Annotated in this window: 18 protein-coding genes; 2 read left to right on the top strand and 16 right to left on the bottom strand. The window is 69.3% G+C overall.

All coding sequences use genetic code 11. The features are described 5' to 3' along the window. Positions 1-35: 35 nt before the first annotated feature. The 10 genes from ACWV17_RS23080 to ACWV17_RS23035 all read right to left on the bottom strand — a co-directional run bounded on the left by ACWV17_RS23080 (position 36) and on the right by ACWV17_RS23035 (position 9,853). Positions 36-869 carry a hypothetical protein gene (locus ACWV17_RS23080; protein WP_455361246.1) on the bottom strand — a complete coding sequence of 278 codons (834 nt, stop codon included), beginning with the start codon at positions 867-869 and terminating at the stop codon, positions 36-38. Positions 870-1,009: 140 nt separating this feature from the next. Then, positions 1,010-1,396, bottom strand: a complete 387-nt coding sequence (locus tag ACWV17_RS23075) for a hypothetical protein (protein ID WP_455361245.1) — start codon at positions 1,394-1,396, stop codon at positions 1,010-1,012. A gap of 120 nt (positions 1,397-1,516) precedes the next feature. Further along, entirely contained in the window at positions 1,517-2,110 is a 594-nt protein-coding gene (locus ACWV17_RS23070) for a DUF4913 domain-containing protein (protein WP_455361244.1), read from the bottom strand. Continuing rightward, entirely contained in the window at positions 2,100-3,845 is a 1,746-nt protein-coding gene (locus tag ACWV17_RS23065) for a type IV secretory system conjugative DNA transfer family protein (protein WP_455361243.1), read from the bottom strand. Before ACWV17_RS23065 ends, ACWV17_RS23070 begins: the two co-directional genes overlap by 11 nt. After that, a complete protein-coding gene (locus tag ACWV17_RS23060; RefSeq protein WP_455355935.1) occupies positions 3,845-5,410 on the bottom strand; it encodes an ATP-binding protein in 1,566 nt (521 codons plus the stop codon). The genes ACWV17_RS23065 and ACWV17_RS23060 overlap by 1 nt, the downstream gene beginning before the upstream one ends. A 29-nt stretch (positions 5,411-5,439) precedes the next feature. Next, positions 5,440-6,891, bottom strand: coding sequence for an SCO6880 family protein (locus ACWV17_RS23055; protein ID WP_455361242.1), 1,452 nt, complete (start codon positions 6,889-6,891; stop codon positions 5,440-5,442). After that, on the bottom strand, positions 6,888-8,366 hold the full coding sequence (locus tag ACWV17_RS23050) for a hypothetical protein (protein WP_455361241.1): 1,479 nt from the start codon (positions 8,364-8,366) through the stop codon (positions 6,888-6,890). The genes ACWV17_RS23055 and ACWV17_RS23050 overlap by 4 nt, the downstream gene beginning before the upstream one ends. After that, a complete protein-coding gene (locus tag ACWV17_RS23045) occupies positions 8,363-9,160 on the bottom strand; it encodes a hypothetical protein (RefSeq protein ID WP_455355938.1) in 798 nt (265 codons plus the stop codon). The genes ACWV17_RS23050 and ACWV17_RS23045 overlap by 4 nt, the downstream gene beginning before the upstream one ends. A 10-nt stretch (positions 9,161-9,170) precedes the next feature. Then, on the bottom strand, positions 9,171-9,485 hold the full coding sequence (locus ACWV17_RS23040) for a hypothetical protein (protein WP_455355939.1): 315 nt from the start codon (positions 9,483-9,485) through the stop codon (positions 9,171-9,173). 2 nt (positions 9,486-9,487) lie between these two features. Beyond that, positions 9,488-9,853, bottom strand: a complete 366-nt coding sequence (locus ACWV17_RS23035; RefSeq protein WP_455355940.1) for a hypothetical protein — start codon at positions 9,851-9,853, stop codon at positions 9,488-9,490. A gap of 616 nt (positions 9,854-10,469) precedes the next feature. On the opposite strand from ACWV17_RS23035, the gene ACWV17_RS23030 reads away from it, so the two are divergent. Further along, positions 10,470-11,531 carry a C40 family peptidase gene (locus ACWV17_RS23030; protein WP_455355941.1) on the top strand — a complete coding sequence of 354 codons (1,062 nt, stop codon included), beginning with the start codon at positions 10,470-10,472 and terminating at the stop codon, positions 11,529-11,531. A gap of 615 nt (positions 11,532-12,146) precedes the next feature. On the opposite strand, the gene ACWV17_RS23025 is transcribed toward ACWV17_RS23030, so the two are convergent. The 4 genes from ACWV17_RS23025 to ACWV17_RS23010 all read right to left on the bottom strand — a co-directional run bounded on the left by ACWV17_RS23025 (position 12,147) and on the right by ACWV17_RS23010 (position 16,274). Further along, a complete protein-coding gene (locus tag ACWV17_RS23025; protein ID WP_455361240.1) occupies positions 12,147-12,656 on the bottom strand; it encodes a hypothetical protein in 510 nt (169 codons plus the stop codon). 253 nt (positions 12,657-12,909) lie between these two features. Then, on the bottom strand, positions 12,910-14,061 hold the full coding sequence (locus ACWV17_RS23020) for a hypothetical protein (RefSeq protein WP_455355943.1): 1,152 nt from the start codon (positions 14,059-14,061) through the stop codon (positions 12,910-12,912). 15 nt (positions 14,062-14,076) lie between these two features. Beyond that, the gene (locus tag ACWV17_RS23015) at positions 14,077-15,843 is read right to left on the bottom strand and encodes a relaxase/mobilization nuclease domain-containing protein (RefSeq protein ID WP_455355944.1); all 1,767 of its coding nucleotides are present in this window, start codon (positions 15,841-15,843) and stop codon (positions 14,077-14,079) included. Then, on the bottom strand, positions 15,840-16,274 hold the full coding sequence (locus tag ACWV17_RS23010) for a plasmid mobilization protein (RefSeq protein ID WP_455355945.1): 435 nt from the start codon (positions 16,272-16,274) through the stop codon (positions 15,840-15,842). Before ACWV17_RS23010 ends, ACWV17_RS23015 begins: the two co-directional genes overlap by 4 nt. Before the next feature lie 242 nt (positions 16,275-16,516). Between ACWV17_RS23010 and ACWV17_RS23005 the strand changes: the two genes are divergently transcribed. Then, positions 16,517-16,897, top strand: a complete 381-nt coding sequence (locus ACWV17_RS23005; protein WP_455355946.1) for a hypothetical protein — start codon at positions 16,517-16,519, stop codon at positions 16,895-16,897. 441 nt (positions 16,898-17,338) lie between these two features. On the opposite strand, the gene ACWV17_RS23000 is transcribed toward ACWV17_RS23005, so the two are convergent. After that, the gene (locus tag ACWV17_RS23000; RefSeq protein ID WP_455361239.1) at positions 17,339-17,539 is read right to left on the bottom strand and encodes a hypothetical protein; all 201 of its coding nucleotides are present in this window, start codon (positions 17,537-17,539) and stop codon (positions 17,339-17,341) included. Continuing rightward, positions 17,536-17,807 (bottom strand): ATP-binding protein (locus tag ACWV17_RS22995; protein ID WP_455361238.1); only part of this gene is annotated, 272 nt, incomplete at its 5' end. The genes ACWV17_RS23000 and ACWV17_RS22995, both read right to left, overlap by 4 nt.

Raw genomic sequence — 17,807 nt, 5'->3', positions numbered from 1 at the left:
GGGCCCGCGGGTTATCTGGCCAGACAGACCATCTCTCAGCCGGACTCCTCCAGCGCGAAGTTCTCCATGCAGTCGCCGCACATGATGTTGCGGCGTTCGAGGGTCTTCGGGGAGACCCGGATGACCGCGGGCGGCTCGCACTGGCACACGGCCTTGACGTAGTTGCGGTCCTCCTTCTCCTTCTTCCCCGACGGCACCTCTTCGTCCCCGCCGGCGTCGGCTCCGGTGTCCGCGTCGTCGGTGGTTCCGCCCTTGCTGCCGCCCCCGCGGCTGCGGGTGGCGAAGATGTCGGGGGTGCGGGTGGCGTGCATCGCCTTGTCCAGCGCGGCGATCTGCTCGGCGTACGTCTTCGCCGCCTCCTCGCCCAGCTCCGTACCGGCGAACCCGTACTTCTTCTTCCACTTCTCGGTGACGTCGGCCCGCTGGACGAGCCCCATCGCCTCGGCGATCTTCCGGAACTCCTTGTTGTGGTACTGGCTGGCCGAGCAGTCGTTGACGCCCCGCGCCTCGTTGGCCGCGTGCGTGGCCTCGTGCAATAGGTATCCGAAGACCTTCGGCGCCCCGTCGGCGAGGGACTCGGCGGTGACGAACACCTCGTGGTGGACGTCGTCGCCTTCGCGCAGGCGCCACCGGCGGGGCGCGAAGTGGGCCAGCTCGACCGCGCTCGCGCGGCCGCCGGTGGCCATGCTGATGACGGCCTCGGGCACGTCGCAGTGGCGGGCGCGGATAGCGTTCCAGGCCCCCACCAGGGCGGAGGTGACTCCGGCGGCGATCTCGGCGACGGTCACCTCGACGGGCAAGTCAGGCACGGCCTCCAGCGACGGGGCGGGGGCAGGCTCGGGGATGACGACGACGGCTTCGGTGGTCATGGCTACACCTTAGCCAGAAACTCACCTCTTAAGAGGTGAGTTTCTGGGGTGAGTTGACCGTGTCGTCGGCCACCCGCCGCCCTGTCCGGCGGAGTTGGCAACCCCGAAGACGCGACGGGGCAGGCTGCCCGCCCGGCAGGTCAGAAGTTGGCGCGGTCTCCGATGTACTTGGTCTTCTCGCACGCCGTGCGGCTGCTTCCCTTGAACTTCACGCACAGCTTGGTGTCGGTGCCGGTCTGCATGGACGACCAGGTGTAGCTCAGGGTCTTGCCTACTCGCGTCGCGGTCGAGGTGTCGAAGCGCTCGCCGTCCCAGTACAGGGTCACCGCATTGCTCTTGACGTGCTTCGGGGGGTTCGTCCAGATCCCCGTGACCGAGTTCCAGCCGTTGTTGCCTTCCAGTCGGATGCAGACCTGGGGGCCGGAGAAGTGGTGGGTGCAGGCGCTGGTGTCTGCGGCGGCGGGCCCCGCAGTCGTCATGACCAGCGGCACGGCAAGGCCTACGCCAAGGCAAATGATCTTACGCATGCCCCCTCCAACGCCGTACCGGCGGCGGGACGACACGGCGAAGGGGTCGGGACCACCCCGACGAGCGACAGCGGCCCGCCGCGGCATGCTTCGACGGGCCGCTCGGGCTGCCGGGAGGCGTCAGGTCTCGCTGATGCGCCAGGCGCTGGGCACCACGCCGGGCAGGCGGTGGTCGATCTGGTGCTCCCCCTTGGTGCAGCCCGCGAACGGGCCGCTGGAGTTGCGCAGCTCCCGCAGGCAGGGGTCGAGGTGGTCGCGGTGCCACACCGAGGGACCGGTGTAGCCGCAGGTGGCCGGGTCGGTCAGCTCCTGCCAGGCCAGCCATAGCGCGTGCAGACGGGCGATGGCGACGGGGTGCTCGAACCACAGGTGACACCAGCGGGCATCGCCCGACGGCTCAGCCAGATAGCCGGGCACGAGCACGCCCTCCACCCACTCGATCAGGGCGCGCAGCTCGTCGTCGTACTGAGGAGGGTCGAGCAGCAGAATGAACGGCGGATACTGCCACTCGTCTTCCTGGTCAGCCCCGTCGACGGCCTCTCCGCCGGCCTCCGCCTCGTCGTCGGTGGAGGCCTCGCCCGGGTCGGCGTCGGCCCCCGCGGCCAGGGTCTTCATCTGGGCGGTCAGGGCCGCAAGCTGGGCCTTGACGTCCTCCAGGTCCTCGAACAGCCCTACGGGCACCTCGAAGTCCGGCACGTCCGGCTCATCGGCCACCGCGGGCCGCCTTCCTCTCCTCGTACGCCGCGACGGCCCGCTTGGTGATGGCCAGCTCCTCGGCCTTCATCTGCGGGCCAATGTGAGCCATGGCCTCCTCCGCGTACCAGGGCCGCAGACCGATCTGCGCGACGGGCATACCCGTGGCCATCAGCAGCGCCGTGCCCTTCGCCATGGCGCGGATCTCGGCGGGGTCGAGCACCTGCTCGCGTTGCTCGGAGTAGCTGCGGCTGTAGCCGTCCTTGCTCTTTGAGTACGACCCACGCTGGACGTAGTGCGCGCCTACCAGGGTGGAGATGTCGGTGGCGAACTTCGCGTCGTCCAGGCCGACACCGATCAGCTTCTTGGTCGCGGCCGACCACATCGAGTCCATGCCGACCTCGCCCCAGGCCTTCACGCCCTGCCGGTAGGACTGGAGGATCACGAAGGGCGTGATCCCGCGAGAGCCCAAGTGGCTGTAGAGGTCGGGAAGGTCGGCGATGCGGCAGATGTTGGCGGCCTCGTCCAGGACCGCCCGCATTGGCTCGGGCAGGCGGCCGCCGTTGCGCTCGCCCGCCTCGGTGCCGGCGGTGAAGATCGCGTCGGCGAGCGCGGCCACGACCGCGCTGGACGGGCCGCCCTTCTTGCTCAGGAGGTAGAGGGTGTCCTTGCTGGTGGCGAAGTGCTCGGGGTCGAAGCGGGGGAAGCGCTTGTCCGGCGTGACCCACGCGAGGACCTTCTCGTCGCGCAGGGCGCTGACGGCGGTCCTCGCGTTCTGGTAGATCCCGCTCTGGGTTTCCTCCGCGATGTTGATGGACGAGTCCACCTGCTCGGCGAGCACGGGTTCGTGCTGGTAGAGCACGCGGAGCGGCGCCTTCTCCTTCGGGTCGGACAGCCACTTCATGACGTCGCGGACGGTGCCGCCCTCCCACCAGGCGGCCCGGAACAGGCCCACGAGGAGGTCACCGGCGGCCTGCGACCAGAACGGGTCGGCCTGCTCGCTGGTGATCTGCGTGACGAAGTGGGAGGCCAGACGCTCGGCGCCCTCCAGCGTCTCCGCCTGGGCGACCATGTCCCACCACATCTGGCGCTCGACCTGGGCCACGCCCTGGGTGTCGAGAATCCAGGCCTGCCCGACCCTCGAACGGCTCCCGAGGGTCGCGGCGTAGACGTCGGCCTTATTGCTGGTCATCAGCAGGGCCGCTGGGGCTTCCTCGGCCACCGGGATGGCCAGCGACGTCGACTTGCCCGCGCGCGGCGCCATGATGGCGACGTAGGTGTCCTCGTCCGACCCGCGCAGCTCGATGCCGGACGGCATGTGGTCGCCGAGGAGCACGCCCCGATCTCGGGCCGGGATCTCCTTGGGCTTGGTGTCCTTCAACGAGACGCGCAACCGGGTCGCGGTGGTGGCGGCCTGCTTCGGCGTCAGCTCCCGCACCTGGTGCAGCGTCGCCAGACTGCTGGGGTTACGGAACCAGCGGAACGCCACCCGCAGCCCCCACACCACGAGGATGACGACGGCCACGTCCAGCAGTGCGGCGCCGATGGTGGACGCGGTCTGGGAGTGCGGCCACACCGTCGACCACTCGGTGGCCATCTGGAAGGCGCCCACCAGGGACAGGGGGAAGTCGGCAACGTCCTCACCGGTCACCAGCGCGCCGGCCGCCGCCCCGGCCCATGTCGAGACCCCCAGCGTCACGGCACCGCCGAGGAGAATGCCCCCGGCGGCCCACGCCCTGTCGTTCTCCGTCATCATCAGCTACCACCTCCTGTGGCGGTCGTGATCCGGCGCCGGTTGGTGTCCGTGCGGTACAGCCGCAGCTCGGTCCCGGTCAGTTCCAGCGAGGCCGCGATCCCCGGCCGCGTTCCGATCTTGATCAGATACTTGCCGCGGCCCGGGTGCCGGGTGCCCTCTTCCTCCAGGGGCGCGGTGCCGTCGGCGTCGTCGTAGGTGGGGTCGATGTCGAGCCCGGTGGATGTCGCCGACGACCACGAGCCGATCATCATGCGCTCCTGCTCGGTCAGGGACCGTTTGCCGGTCACCCGGCGCAGCTCCTCCTCCGAGGACGCGCCGATCACCCACGTGTCGCACCGGTCCATCAGCCCTCTGGCCTTGGCCCGGTCGGTCTCCGTCGGCAGCGCCTCGACGTCCAAGAGGCTGTGCGTGACGTAGATCGTGACGTCGTTCGTGGTCCGGTTCAGGCGGCTGATGGCGTCCATCGCGTCCACGAGGCCCGGGCCGGACCGCAGGGCGCGCCACATCTCGTCCATCGGCAGCACGAGCGAACGGTCCATCAGGCCGATGCTGCGGGCGCTGTCGATCGCGCTGTAGGTGTACGCCCACGTGGCGATCATGCCCGCGCTCACGACGTCGTGGCCGCGCGCCCGCAGGGCGGAGATGTCGACCGAGACCGCGGGGGCGTTGATGTCCAGCGGCGTCGTCGTCTGCCCGTCGAACAAGCCCTTCAACGGGCCGCCGATCAAGTTGTCGAGTCCGGCGATCACGCTTCGGGTCAGGTCCTGGTACCGCTCGCCCTCGGCGGCCAGCTTCGTCCGCAGCTCCTCCGGAGCCGCCCGCAGCACCCGGACGACGTCCGAGACGATGGGGTCGCTGCCCCGCTCCTGCGCGGCAGAGGCGACCTGGGCGGCGGTGTCGAGCGCGCTGCGCTCGATCTCGTCCGGGGCCCGGCCAAGGCCGTGCTTGGTGGACAGCAGGGCCACGAGCGTCTCCAACCGGCGCCCGTTCAGGACGTCCAGCAGGGACTCGCGGCGGTCCACGGACAGCGTGTGCAGACGCCCCTTGAGCGGGCCGGAGTCCAAGGGGTTCAGGCGGCCGATGCCGTCGCCGATCCGCACCACCGATCCGCCGAGTTCGTGGATCAGGGTGCTGTACTCGCCCTTGACGTCGCCGGGGACGCACACCATGTGCCCGTACGCCGAGTACACCAGGCACACACGCTTGACCAGCGCGCTCTTGCCCGCGCCGGGCTGGCTCATGACCCACATGCCGGGGTTGGTCGTGAGCTTGCCGGTCCAGCCGGAGGGGTCGATGCACACCAGCTCGCCGGTCAGTACGTCCCGGCCGACCGGTACGCCGCGCGGCGGCAGTCCGCTGCCGAGCAGGAACGGGTAGATCCCGCCGGCCTGGCTGGTCGGCCCGGTGTAGACGGTGCCGGTGTCCTCGACCGGGACGCGGCCGCTGAACCGCCCGCCCCACCCGAGCCGGGGGGCGAAGCGGCCCCGCAGCTTCTTCTCGGCTCGCCTCTCCTCGCGGCTGGGCGCCTGCTCGATCTCCCGCACCATCCGCTTGGGCGTGGTCACGGGTACCTGTTTGGGCTTGCGCGCCATCGTCAGTCCTTCACCAGCGGGTTGTAGCCGATCGGCAGCTGGGCGGCGAACACAGCGGCCCCGGCCCCGTACGCAGGACGCATGCGAATCCCGCGGGTCGCCTTCACCGCGCGGGCCAGCTCCTGGCGGGCGGCAGGAAGATCAGCCGTACTGCGGGCGGTCGCGGTCACCATCAACGTCCAATCCACGACCTGCTCACCTCCGGCGACCTGGGCGGCCGCCTTCTCCGCCCGCTGGGCATCCGCCCGCTGGCTGTACTTCGCCCGCCCCTTGACCTCGGCGGTCGCCTGGGCCCGCTGGTGGGCGTGGCTGATCTCCCGCTCCAGCACCGCCTCGCCCTCGTACGGGTCCAAGACGCGGTAGGCAATGGTGATGCGCCGCTGGTGACGGCCGGGGGCCAGCAGCTGCAGCAGCACGCTGTAGGGGATGGGCCGTCGCGGCATCTCCCGCAGCACCCAGCTGACGGAGATACCGCCGTCGTGGCTGTACTCCTCCCAGCCGTCGTCGGCGGCCTGCGGCCCGCACTCGCCCCACGACAAGTCCGCGAAGTCCGCGTCGCGCGCGTTGAAAACCTCGGGGTCGTACGCACTGCGGACGATCCGCCGAAGGTCGATGTCGGTGGCCCGGCGCTCGATGTCGGTTCCGGTGCCGGAGAGATCCAGCCCGTCGACCACCCGCAGCGACTCGGCAACCTGCTCGGCAAGGTCCGCCGGCGCGTTGACGGTGGCGTTCGGGTCCACCGTGACGCTCATCCAGGGCGCCACGCTCGCAGTCGCGTGCGGCGTCGTGCGGACCAGTTCGTCAATGATCCGCTTGGCCAACTGCGGGGCGTTGGGGTCCTTGCGGGCCTTCACGTCGTCCCCCAGGGCCTCCCCGGCTCCCGGGGTGATCTGGATGGTCACACTCGCCCCCTTGACCTGCTCGTCCGTGCTCATCGCGTCCAGCACGGACGACCAGCTGCGCAGACTGCTCTGCACCGCCCCGGTGGGCGCCATGAGGCTGCCACCGGGGGCGAGCAGGGTCGTGACCGTCATGTACCCGGTCGCCCGGTCGTGGACAAGCCCGACGAGACGACCGGTGGTCGGGTCGCTCGCCCTGATCAGGGTGGAGCTCGCGCCCACGCCCGGCAGATCCAGGGCGTAGGGGTGCGGGAGAAACAGCCTCCGGTAAGAGGTGGCGTCGTACCGTGCCGCCCGCTTCCAGGCGATTTTCGCCCAGTAGTAGGACAGGGCCGACATGCCGTGCCGCTTGGCGGCGGCCAGCGTGAACGCCGCACCCGTCGCGGGCAGCGTGATGAGCAGGGAGAGCGGCTCCTGCGTGGCGATGAGCCCGTCGGCCATCAGCACCGCAGCACCGATCAGCGTCGCGGTCCGCGACAACCCGCCGAACCCGAAGGAACGGCGGGCCCGGAAACCGTCGACCATCAGAGTCCGGGGCACTTCATGGCTACTCACTGCTGGTCTCCCCCGCCTACTGCTCCGCTCGCATCCTGGACCGCGTTGTTGACGCCGTCCAGGACCTGAATGGGCGCGGCTGCCGGAAGCGCGACGCTCGCCGCACCCGCTCCGGCCGCCGTGCCGGTACCGGTGGCGCCGGCCGTTCCTTCGGTGCGGCCGCCGACGGCCGTATCGGCTCCCGGCACACCGTCAGGCCCACCCTGGGTGGGCACGTTTGCCCCGCCCTGATTCCGGGCTGCCTGCGCCTGGGCGTCGCCGCCCTGGCCGCCGTCCTCGCCGCCGCCCTGGCTGCCCATGGTCTGGGACACCATCTGGGCGTGCTGCACCGGAGTGGTCGGCCCGTCGCCCTCGCCGCCGCTTCCGCTGTCGCCGTCTCCACCGGCCTTACCGGCGAAGTAGCCCGCCCCCCCGGCCACTGCCCCCATCGCGCCGCCTGCGCTCATCCCGGCCCCGGCCGCCGCCCCGAAGGGCGCGAAAATCTTCGCGAGGGGCCCGGGTGCGAGGACGGCCAGGAGGAGGGTGGCGCAGCCGCGCAACCACTCCGCCAGTGTCTGGCTGTGCCCGAACTCGGCGAATCCGATGCAGATGATGATGGCAACCGTGGGCTTGTACGCAATGATGACGAGTCCGCTGGTGATCAGGGCCGGGGCCCATTTGCGGGTGGTGTCACCGCCGGTGCGGCCGCCGCCGGCCACGGGCAGCAGTACGCAGATGATTGGGATCGCGCTCTGCCGCAGAAAGATCATGATCAGCTGAATGAAGCCGATCAGCAGCAGCACCCCGACCACGCAGAGCATCGTGATGGGGTTGGCGATCCCGTTGGGCAGCAGGACCGCGACGATGCGCTCGTAGGCTTCGCCGTCGTTGTCGAAGGTTGCGTTGACCAGACCGCTACTCAGGGCGTCTCCGAGGACCAGTAGCAGGGCGAACATGCTCACGCCGACGGTGGAGAGGATCAGGTTCTCGATCCAGCCGGTCATTGCCCGGCCGGCATGTTTGGCCTGCCCGGTCAGGGCCATCTTGCCCAGCTGCCACATCACCCCGGCCGCGGCGATCACCAGCCCCAGCCAGGTCATCATGCCCGCCAGCGTGGCATCGCCGCCCCACAGCCCGGTCCCCTTGAGGTCGACCGACGGGCCGAGCAGCGACACGGTGAGCGTCTTCTTGATCACCCATTTCGTCACGTCCTCGGCGCTCTTGATGATGTCTCCGAGGATGGAGTCCTTGACGGCCTTCCAGGCCTCGTCGACCTTCTTCGCACCGGCGTCGCCGATCTTGTCGCACAGCGACGAGCCGGTGAACAGCTCGGCGCCGGCATCCACCGCGCCCAGGAGCGGCCCGGCGCCGACCCGGCAGGTCACCTCGATCCCGCCATCGACGATCCCGTCGGCCGCCGCAGGCTGCGTCGCGGACACCGACAGCCCGAATATGGCGACCAGGACGAGCAGCAGCGACGTCAGCCGCCGCCTCACGATGCCTCCCGGATGGCCGTCCACCCGGCCGCGTTGAACTCGGCGTCACCCGGAGCCACCATCTTCGGCTCCGACTGGCTCTGGGAGTCCTCCTGCGCGCGCCGGGTGGCGGGCACCGACAGCTTCCAGTCCTCGCCCTGCCACTGCGCACCGATCAGGGTCCGGGAGTAGGATCCCTCCTCCTTGGCCGTCTCCCCGGCCTTCTGGACCACCCGGGACAGCAGCCACACACTGACCTCGTCAGACGACTTCTTGATGACCTTGAAGCCCACCACGTTGCTGCGCACGTACGCGCCGGGCGGCAGCGGCTGCCCCGGCTTCACGCCCATGCTCCGGGCGATCGCCTTGTCGCTGTCGATCGCGTTCAGCTCGACCCGCTCGGCGGCATCCGAGGACTGGTCGGCCTGCCCGATGTACCCGTAGTAGAGGCGCAGCTGCTCGTCGACGTTGGAGGTGTTGCCCTCCACCGCGGTGGTGTTGGCGGCCGCCATCATCGCCACCGCTCCCTCGTCGGTGTGCGGGAACCCAACCTCGCTGCCGCGCTCGTCGGTCCGCTTCCCCCGCGGAAGCGCAGCCCACCGCTCCGGCTCAGTCCAGTCCTCCGGCGCCGCGTACGTCGCCGACGGCCCCGGGTCCGCGCTCGCGCTGGCCCCGGCCTTGCCCGGCGCGTCCGTACCGTCCTCGTCCCCGTTGAGCAGTGCGTACCCCGTCAGGGCGAGTACGGCCGCAAGGGCGGCGCCGGCGAACCAGACACCCTTGGTGTTCCACGTGCCCGTGCTCCTGGTGCGTCCCATGTCGGCCCCCTCAGCCTGCGATGCCGTTGAGGATGGCGATCAGGGAGCTGGACAGCAGGATCGCCGCGATGCCGCCGCCCATCCATTTGAAGGGCTCCGACCCGCCGCCGTTGCGGGATTTGTCCGCCACGGCGAGCTTGTAGACGCCGAAGGCCGTGCCGCCGACTCCGGCCAGGATCAGCAGCCACAGGCCGTAGCCGAAGATCTCGGCGACCGGGCCGTCCATCCCGGGGATCTTCGTGGGCTTGGCCCCGGGAATGAGACCACCCTCGCCGTCACCAGGCGCCGCCAGCTGCATCGCCACGGCGATCCGCTCCAAAGCCATGATCAGTTCCTCTCCATCGTGCGCCGCAGCTTCTCGGCCGCGGACTGGACGTCCTTGTATTCAAGGGCCTCGTCAGGGCCCTTAACGGCTCGCAGGACCGGCAGGTATGGCACCTTCGCCACCCCGGCCAAACGCCCTTCCAGGGCGCGGATCAGGAAGCGGGCGTCCTGTACCGGCCGCGCCGGGGCGTCAGCCACCCACACGAGCCAGGGCTTCGGCAGGGGGCCCCACCGCAGCAGGGTCTCCTCCACGCGGGTCGCGCCGTGCAGGGTCGTGTCGGCCACGAGCACCGGGGCGGCCGCGTACGGGATGTACTCCCCCGGCGCCAGGACACGGGCACGGGCGCCGCCGGCGTCACCATCGAGCATCCGGGCAACCGTCGCTACTGCAATGCCATTGCCGTCGACCGGCATCAGCGCCCACCGGAGTACAACCGATGCTGTCCTACCCGGGGTTGACGCCACCTGTTGGGTGGTCATGCCGCAACTCCCCCCTATATGCCTTCGCTTAAGTCACGATATTGGGTTCTTGGGATCACTGAGGCTAGCGTGAACCCCCGACAAACCGTGGTGGCGTTTTCGCGGGAGGCGGAGGTCAGGTCACAGGTGACGCCCTACGACAGCGCGTGGCAAAGGGAGATGCACCTGCGCGGCAGGGGCTGTTTCGAGACGGCGACCCGATCGCGACCGGTGGACCCGCCCCCAGTCACAGCGTCAACACCTGCACTCATCAGCCACACCCCGAGTCGCCAGCGGTTCCGCGTGGACGCCTTGGCTCAGCTGCGTGCAGTGAAGGGGGCGTTCTTCCGCCGAGCGAACACGCCCCACACGAGACCTGATCCCGACCCTACGTGAGCCGTGATCCCGTACGGGGTCCGGCCCCGCTCAATGGAGGCGCACATGCCAAGCGACTCGTGATCTAGTACGGCAGCAAGTCACACAACTGGCACGACAGCAGAGAGAGAACAGCACGGGGGGATAGCGCGTGAAGGTGCTCGTTGGAGCCGTCGCCGCGGTGATAGGCCTCGTCGTACTGGCGTTCATTGGGGTGGTGGTACTGATCGTGGACGACGATGCTTCGGCCACCGAAACGTCTGACGGCGGGGGCGGGTTGCAAGGCGTTCCCGAAGAATTCCGCAAGTGGATCTTGCAAGCGGATGCCGACTGCAAGGAACCGGGGATGACCCCGGCGCTGCTGGCCGCTCAGCTCTACCAGGAGAGCAAGTTCAAGACCAGCCGCGAGGAGGCCACCAGCAGAGTCGGCGCGCAGGGGCCGGCGCAGTTCATGCCGGGGACCTGGGCGACGTGGGGGCGCGACTCGGACGGCAACGGCGAGAACTCGCCGTGGGACATCGGTGATGCCGTCATCGCGCAGGGCCGCATGATGTGCTCGCTGATGAAGTCGGCGAAGAACTCCGGCTATCCCGGGGGCGTCCAGGCGCTCGCGCTCGCCGGGTACAACGCCGGATGGGGCCGGGTCGTGGAGTACGGCGGGGTGCCGCCGGTGACGTTCGCGAAGGGCGAGACCTTCAACTACGTGAAGCTCATCCTGTCGACCATGTCGCGCTTCGAGGGCCCCGGGCTCCTCACGATCTCCGGGTCCGGCTCGGGCGCAGACGCCCTGCGCAAGGCGTCCACCCGGATGGGCACCCCATACGCGTACGGGGGCGGCGGACCGGCGGGCCCGTCGCTCGGCTTCTGCGACGGTAAGAATGGCTACCTCAACGGGTCGTGCGCCGCGAGCAAGACCATCGGCTTCGACTGCTCCAGCCTCGTCCAGTACGCCTACTGGCCCAAGCTGAAACTGCCCCGGACGGCCGAAGCGCAGTACGGCGCCACGTCCGACCGGCCCGTCTCCCGCAGCGACCTCAAGCCGGGTGATCTGCTGTTCTGGGCAAAAGGCGGAAGCGGCTTCATCTATCACGTCGCGATCTACGCGGGCGACGGCAACGTGCTGCACGCTCCACGCACTGGACGCAGCGTGGAAGTCGCCCCGCTCACCTCGGCGATGCCCCAGGGCGACTACGTCGGCGCGACCCGACCCTGACCACTCGTGTAGGGACTCATCAGATCCGTCGGTTTCTCAGCGATCTGTCGGTTTGAGACCGCAAGTTGAAGAGTCCGCAGGCCAAGCGTCTCAGCGATCTGTCCGACCGCGCAAGACGCCCGTCTTGTTCGAGGAATCCGACAGATCGATGAGACGAAACCGCCGACAAGTCACTGAGACACCGCAGCAAAAGCCCAGGTCAGACGAGCGCCGACCGACAGATCAAACGAGAACCTACAACTCGTTGTAGGGACGCAAATGATCTGTCGGTTTCTCATCGATCTGTCGGTTTGAGGCCGCAATCCCGAGAAGCCGCAGGTCGACCGTCTCACCGATCTGTGGGTCCGAGCAAGATGGCTGATTCGTTCGAAGAATCCGACAGGTTGGTGAGAAGTGCCGACAGATCGTTGAGAAGCGGCGACGAAGGACCTGGTCAGACAGTCGCCGTCCGACAGATCAAACGAGAACCTACACTCGCGTAGGTCCGCAGTGGAGTTGGCCTTTCCTCATCGTTCTGTCCCTGCCTTGTCCGCTTGGGGACGATGAGAAATCCGTTCTCGCAGGTGATGCGAACTGGTGCTTTCGGCCGCACTCTCATCCGCAAAGCGAATCCGGTCAGCCGCGGTCCATTGCAGGAAGCGACTGCCGCAGCACGGGGTTGTCCGGGTCGGACCAGTCGACCTCGCGTACCGCGTCCACGGCGCCGGCCCGCCACCCCCATTGCGTGTCCCAGTGGCCGTAGACGGTGGCCGTGTGCACCCGAATGGGCCGCCGTGCTCCGTCCCAGTCCAGTACGTCGAGCACCGGCAGGGTGTCGAGCACGGCCCACCCGGGGCGCACGATGCGCTGCGGCCAGTACGTGGGGACATTCATGATGAAGAACGGGTATGGGTCCTGCCGGGCCTTCCACGTGAAGATGACCGAGGCGTCCCCCTCCCCGTACCGGGTGTCCACGACCACGGCCGGAACCGGCGGGGCCACGCACGGCCCAAACACTTTCTCCCCGTACGACGGCCCGTAACGCTCCCGCCGCTGCTGGGCGGTGTGCACGCCGTTAGCGAGCGCCGCTTGGACCTGCGCAGTCACCCCCTGGCTCACGGCCTCGCGCGCATCAACAACTCGCATGCCCCACCTCCGGCGACCGATATGCCCACCAGTGTGGCGGTCCAAGCCGCCCCAGATGCCCTGTTCCCCAAAAGGATTCCGCCCGTAGTCCGCCGCAAGAAGTGGACATCTCCATGGGCAACTCGATGAGAAGCCGCACTAAAGTCCCAGCTCAAAGCGTCTGGCCGGACAAGAGCGATGAGAACCTACCGTGAAAACGACGCGTGCCGCAGACCCGATCCGGCCTGCGGCACGCGTGTGTTCGGCCGACGAATTAGCGGGTCTTGCCGCGCGTCGGGGCGGGCCCGGCCTCCCGGTGCGGGGCCACCGCCGGCTCAGCAGGCGCCGCGCCCTTGGCCGCCTGCGGCTTAGTAGGGCCCACAGTCGCCGACTGCGCCCGGGCCGCCGTGGTGTTGACCTTCACCCGCGACTCCGCCGCAGCCTCGCCCAACGGCCTGCGCAGCGCGTCGTTGGTCGCCTGCACCAGCCGTGAGCCGAGTTGCGGCCCCGGTCCCTTTTCCCACGTGGTGTCCTTCATCAGGCGAGCCAGATGTTCCTTCACCGGCCCGCCCTCGGTCTCCATCTGCGCCATGCGCGCGGCAACCAACGGCCACTGCTTCGCGGTCACCAGAAGGTCGGCCTCGCGCTCGCGCCCGGGCATCGCCTCGCGCACCAAGCGCGTGAAACGCTCGTTCTCCTGAGGGGAGATGGCCAGCTGCCGAAGAGCTCGCTCGCGGTCGGCCAGGTCCAGATCCTTGGGGATGTCCAACCCGGTCGTCAGTGGCCCGTACGACAGCATCGCGTCGCGGCTCGTGGTCGGCACCTCGGCGGCCGCGAGAACCTTCGCGACGGCCTGGTCGACGCCGACACCTTCCTCGTGAGCGGACGCGAGGATCGCCCGCACATCGACTCCGCGCTCGTCCAGCTTCGCCATCGTCGCCGCCATCTCGGGCCACGCCGGAGAGGACAGAATCGCCTCGCGCACCAGTCCCGCCGGCATCGTTTCCCGCAGCATCTTGGCCCACGTGTCCGTGCCCTCGCGGGCCACCCGTTCGGCGTTCGCGGTGACCTCGTCCCGGACCGTCACCGTGATCTCCCCGACGCGCGGGAGCATCGCCTCCAGGTCCACCCCGGCACGGCGCAGGGCCATGAGCTGCTGCGCGAGTTGCGGCCAGTCGGCACTGTCCATCAGTGCCGCGCTGATGTCCGGCGGCAGGAACTTCTTCACCTCGCTGGAGGCCTCGGTCACCACCTCCTCGGCGGGCGGAAGTTCCTCCTCCTTCCCCGCCTTCTTCTGCTGCTGGCGCCGCACCGCGTCCGCGATGGCCATGACCAAACGGAAGGCCATCACGGAGGTCTGTACCGCCTCGACGGTAGCCGCCGCAAACGCCTCTCCTGGCTGCTCCTCTGGCGTCGGTGTTGCCATGTCTCGCTCCCCTCGTTATCGGGCCCGCTTCGGCCCCTTGTGCTGCTCGTCGCCCGGCGGCCGACGGGTCGGCCCGGGCGCCCCCGTCTTGCGGATCGCACCGGTGCGTCCGGTGCCCCCCGTGGGCGTCGGCGACGGGTTCTTGCCGGAGGCGGGCGCCGTCGTGCTGCGTTGGCGCTGCCATCCGTCCAGACGCCATGTAAGCACCTCTGCAACGGAGTCTGCTGAGGTCAACTCCCGGCGTGCGGCTACGGCGGCCAGGACGTCGGCAGGGTCCTCGCCCGCCTTCTCGACCGCGATCAGGCGTGTGCGCAATGCGGGCCACGCCGGGTCCGCGAGTACCGCAGTCGCCTGCTCGGGTAGGGCCTGCTGGAGCACGCCCGCCATCGGCCGCTCACCGGACACCACGGGTGTCCGGGGGGAACCGCTGGGTCGTGCATCCGCACGCTTGCGGCGGGGTTGGTACCCCCGAGCGGCGGCCGCGCCGGCGGTCACCTCCACCGCCTCACGCAGCAGCCGTCCGGCCCGCCCCGAGGCCTCCGCCTGGGCGCGGTGCTCCTGCGCCTGGTGCCAGCGCCGGGACGCCTCGACCGCCGTCACCAAGGCCAGCAGAAACCCGAGCACGGCGACCGCATCACTGCGGCCCGCCGCAGCCGCCGACTGCGACAGCAGCTGTGTCGACTCCCGGTACAACGTCCGCGCCTGGCCCTCCAGGGCACGATCGCCGGGAGCCCGGGAGGCCCGCTCGAACTCGTACGCCGCTTCCTTGATCTGACTGCGGACTAGACGCGGCGAAATGACGGCGGCAACCACGATCAGGTCCCCGAGCGCGGCCACGCTCCCCGCCCCCTGGTGCAGCCCCTCGGCACCGAGCTGGTCGGCAGCCGCGCGCACCTTGCTCTCGGCAACCCGCCACAGCTCCGCCGGCGCAACGCGCGGCGCCGGAAGCGACTCGCTCCACCGCTCGCGTACCCGGGGCAGGGACAGGTCCGGCGCAAGCCGGGCTCCGGGGAACCAGATCGGCGTCTGCTCCGGGTTACGGTCCCCAGGCATCGCCACGGAGTAGCCGGTCACGTTGCCGTCCGGAGCGACCCGCTGCTTCACGCGCAGCCCGGACGCCGCCAGTCGAGCGAAGAAGTCGGCCTCACTCATTGCCAGCGCTGTCGCCTCGCGCACCGTCCGTTGCAGGGTCACGCGCGGCGCTTCGTTCAAGCCGCGGCGCTCTGCCTTCTCCAGCTCGCCAGCCTTCCGCCAACGTGATGCGGTCTTGTCTCCGTGCTTGAGACGACGAAGTCCGAACCGCACCTCGAAAGCGCGCGCCGCAGACTGCATCTTCACGATGTCCTGGCGCAAGTTCGGCTGCCGTCCGTCCTCGCGCACCTTGGTCGCCACGAGGTGAATGTGATCGTCGGCGTGCCGGACAGCCACCCACCGGCAAGCCTCGTCATCACCGTGCTCAGCGATCCCAGAGGCATGCATCATCTCGTGCGCCACCTCTGCCCACTCTTCATCACTGAGGATGCGGTCCTCGGGGGCGTTGCGGACAGCCACGTGGTATACGTGCAGCTTCGGTTTCTTCCCCCGCATCGCGAAGACTGGGGCGTCCAAGAGCAGGGCGAGATCCGAGATCGCCATGTCCGGCGAACGGCCCGGGTCATCGACGTACGGATCCCACGCCGCCACCATGTGCGGGTCAGTGTGCTCGTCGCGCCGCCCCGGCCCATAGAGGTACTGCAGCAGACCGTAGGTGTCGCTGCCCTCGTCCAGCTTCTCCGGAATCACCCCCGCTCCTTCCTCTCCCTCATCACCTGGAGCGTGGCCTCGTCAAGGCGCCGGATTGCCGTCAGCAATGCTCGGTGCACCGCGAGCATCTCTGGATCGGTCACGACGCCGTCGGAGTTCAGCACCTTCGCGATCTGGTTGTAGTTGACCCCGATCCTCTTGAGCTGCTTCCGCGCCTCGATCAGCTCTGCGACCACGGCCTTGGCGTTGACGGGCGTGGGCACGACGATCTCCTCGGCGACGTCCAGTGAGACTCGTCCGACCCAGGACGCCGTCGCCTGACGCTCGCGCTCAGCAGCCGCTTTCACGATCGCGTGTTCGTCGTCGTTGTACGACACCTTTATGCGTGTCTCGCGAGTGCCGCCGGCCTCGCGCTCGCGTCGCCGCGCAGCGGGGCGCTGACGTGTCTCATCCGCTGTTGGCTCTGCCACCACAGCCCCTTCAGGTCTCCCCCGGTCCGTGCTCGGACCCATGATCACCGGCCGCCACCCTAATGGAGGGGCGCTCGGGGATGCCGCTTACTGGGCCCAGTAAGCACTACCTTGCTACCGGTGGCTAAGGCCGCCATTAGGTGCACACGGTGCACGTGGCCATCCGTCAAAAACCTCTATGGCCTGCGGTGATAGGTCATGCCTCTCAGCCGCCGTCCATACCGTGCCAGTACGATCGCGGCATGGCGAGTGCACACGACATCATGCAGCGAATGAGGGAAGTCCAGGCGGTCCGCGAGAAGGCCTTCGAGCCGCTGGCGGAGATCCTGGGGCAGCGCGCGGATCTCCAGCGTCAGTTGGAGGAGCTGGACGCGCCGTACGCCGAAGCGTTCGTAGCCGCAGAGGCGGCGGGCTGGACTTCGGAGGAACTGAAGGCGATCGGCGCCGAGGAACCCGCCAAGCGCCCGAAGGGGCGGCCGCGGGGCAAGCGGGTTGCGGTGAAGAAGGCGGCTCCGGGGGCGGCGTCCACCGACTCCTCGACCGGTTCGCCGGCGGCTGCGGTGCCGACGCAGAACGGAGCCGAGGAAGTCGCGACGTCGGCGGCCGGAAGCACGACCGCCTGACGTGAAGAACACAGGAAAAGTGCCCCGCTTCGCGGGGCACTGTGTGTTGCTGGGGTATCCCTCCCCGGCCTCTCCAGTGTCCGGCCGGACTCCTCCGTATCAAGGTCGTACGTCCGCTCCTCGCCGCGTCCGCTCGTTCCTCACGGACGCGCCTGCGGTGCGGGCGCTCCACCTTGACACTCCGTCCTCCGACCTGGGGAAGGCCTTCACGGGGAGGGGAGGGAAGAAGGGTCGGCGCCTCGGACTCCGGTGGGGCTTCGGGCTGTCGTGCGGGTGTGGCCGGGAGGGCGGCTGATTCCAGAAAACTGGAACACACGGTGGCGCCCCGGAACCCTTCACGGGTGGGATTCCGGGGCGCCGCTTCCGGCCGCTGCCCGCGACGGGGGTGGCGGGGGCAGCGGGGTTCGAGTGCGGGCTACGGCCCGCTGCTGCGGCAGGCCCTCACAGGTCTCCCGCCGCGATCCTCTCGGCGCGCGTTCGCCTGACCGTCAGTCTCTGCGGGTTCTCCGCCGGCCACTCCTTACCGCCGCCAGCGCGGGGCCGGAGCCAGACGACTCCGCCGCGGACGTCGGTCACGATGGCCCGGGTCTTGCCCTCCATCACCTCGTCGCCGACCGACGGAAACGCTTTGGTCTCGGTCATCGAGTCACCTTCATCTCTGCCCAGACGCGCTTGCCCCACAGGCTGCGTCCAGAGCCCATCAAGTCGTATCCCCACCGGTCCGCCAGTTCTTCGACCAGAGCCAGCCCGCGGCCGTTGATGTCGTCCGGTCCCGCCTTGCACAGTTCCGGTAGCTGCCGGGGCGCCCGGTCGATAACGGCCACGTAAACCCGGTTGTCGGCGTACGGCCTTAGCTCCCCAGTTGTGTACAGACGAACGTCCCCAGACGTCAGGCCACTTCGGTCTCTCG

This window comes from Streptomyces mabaensis (assembly GCF_053763515.1).
The sequence above is the reverse complement of the archived record's forward strand: the minus strand, read 5'-3'. Positions and strand labels throughout refer to the sequence as shown.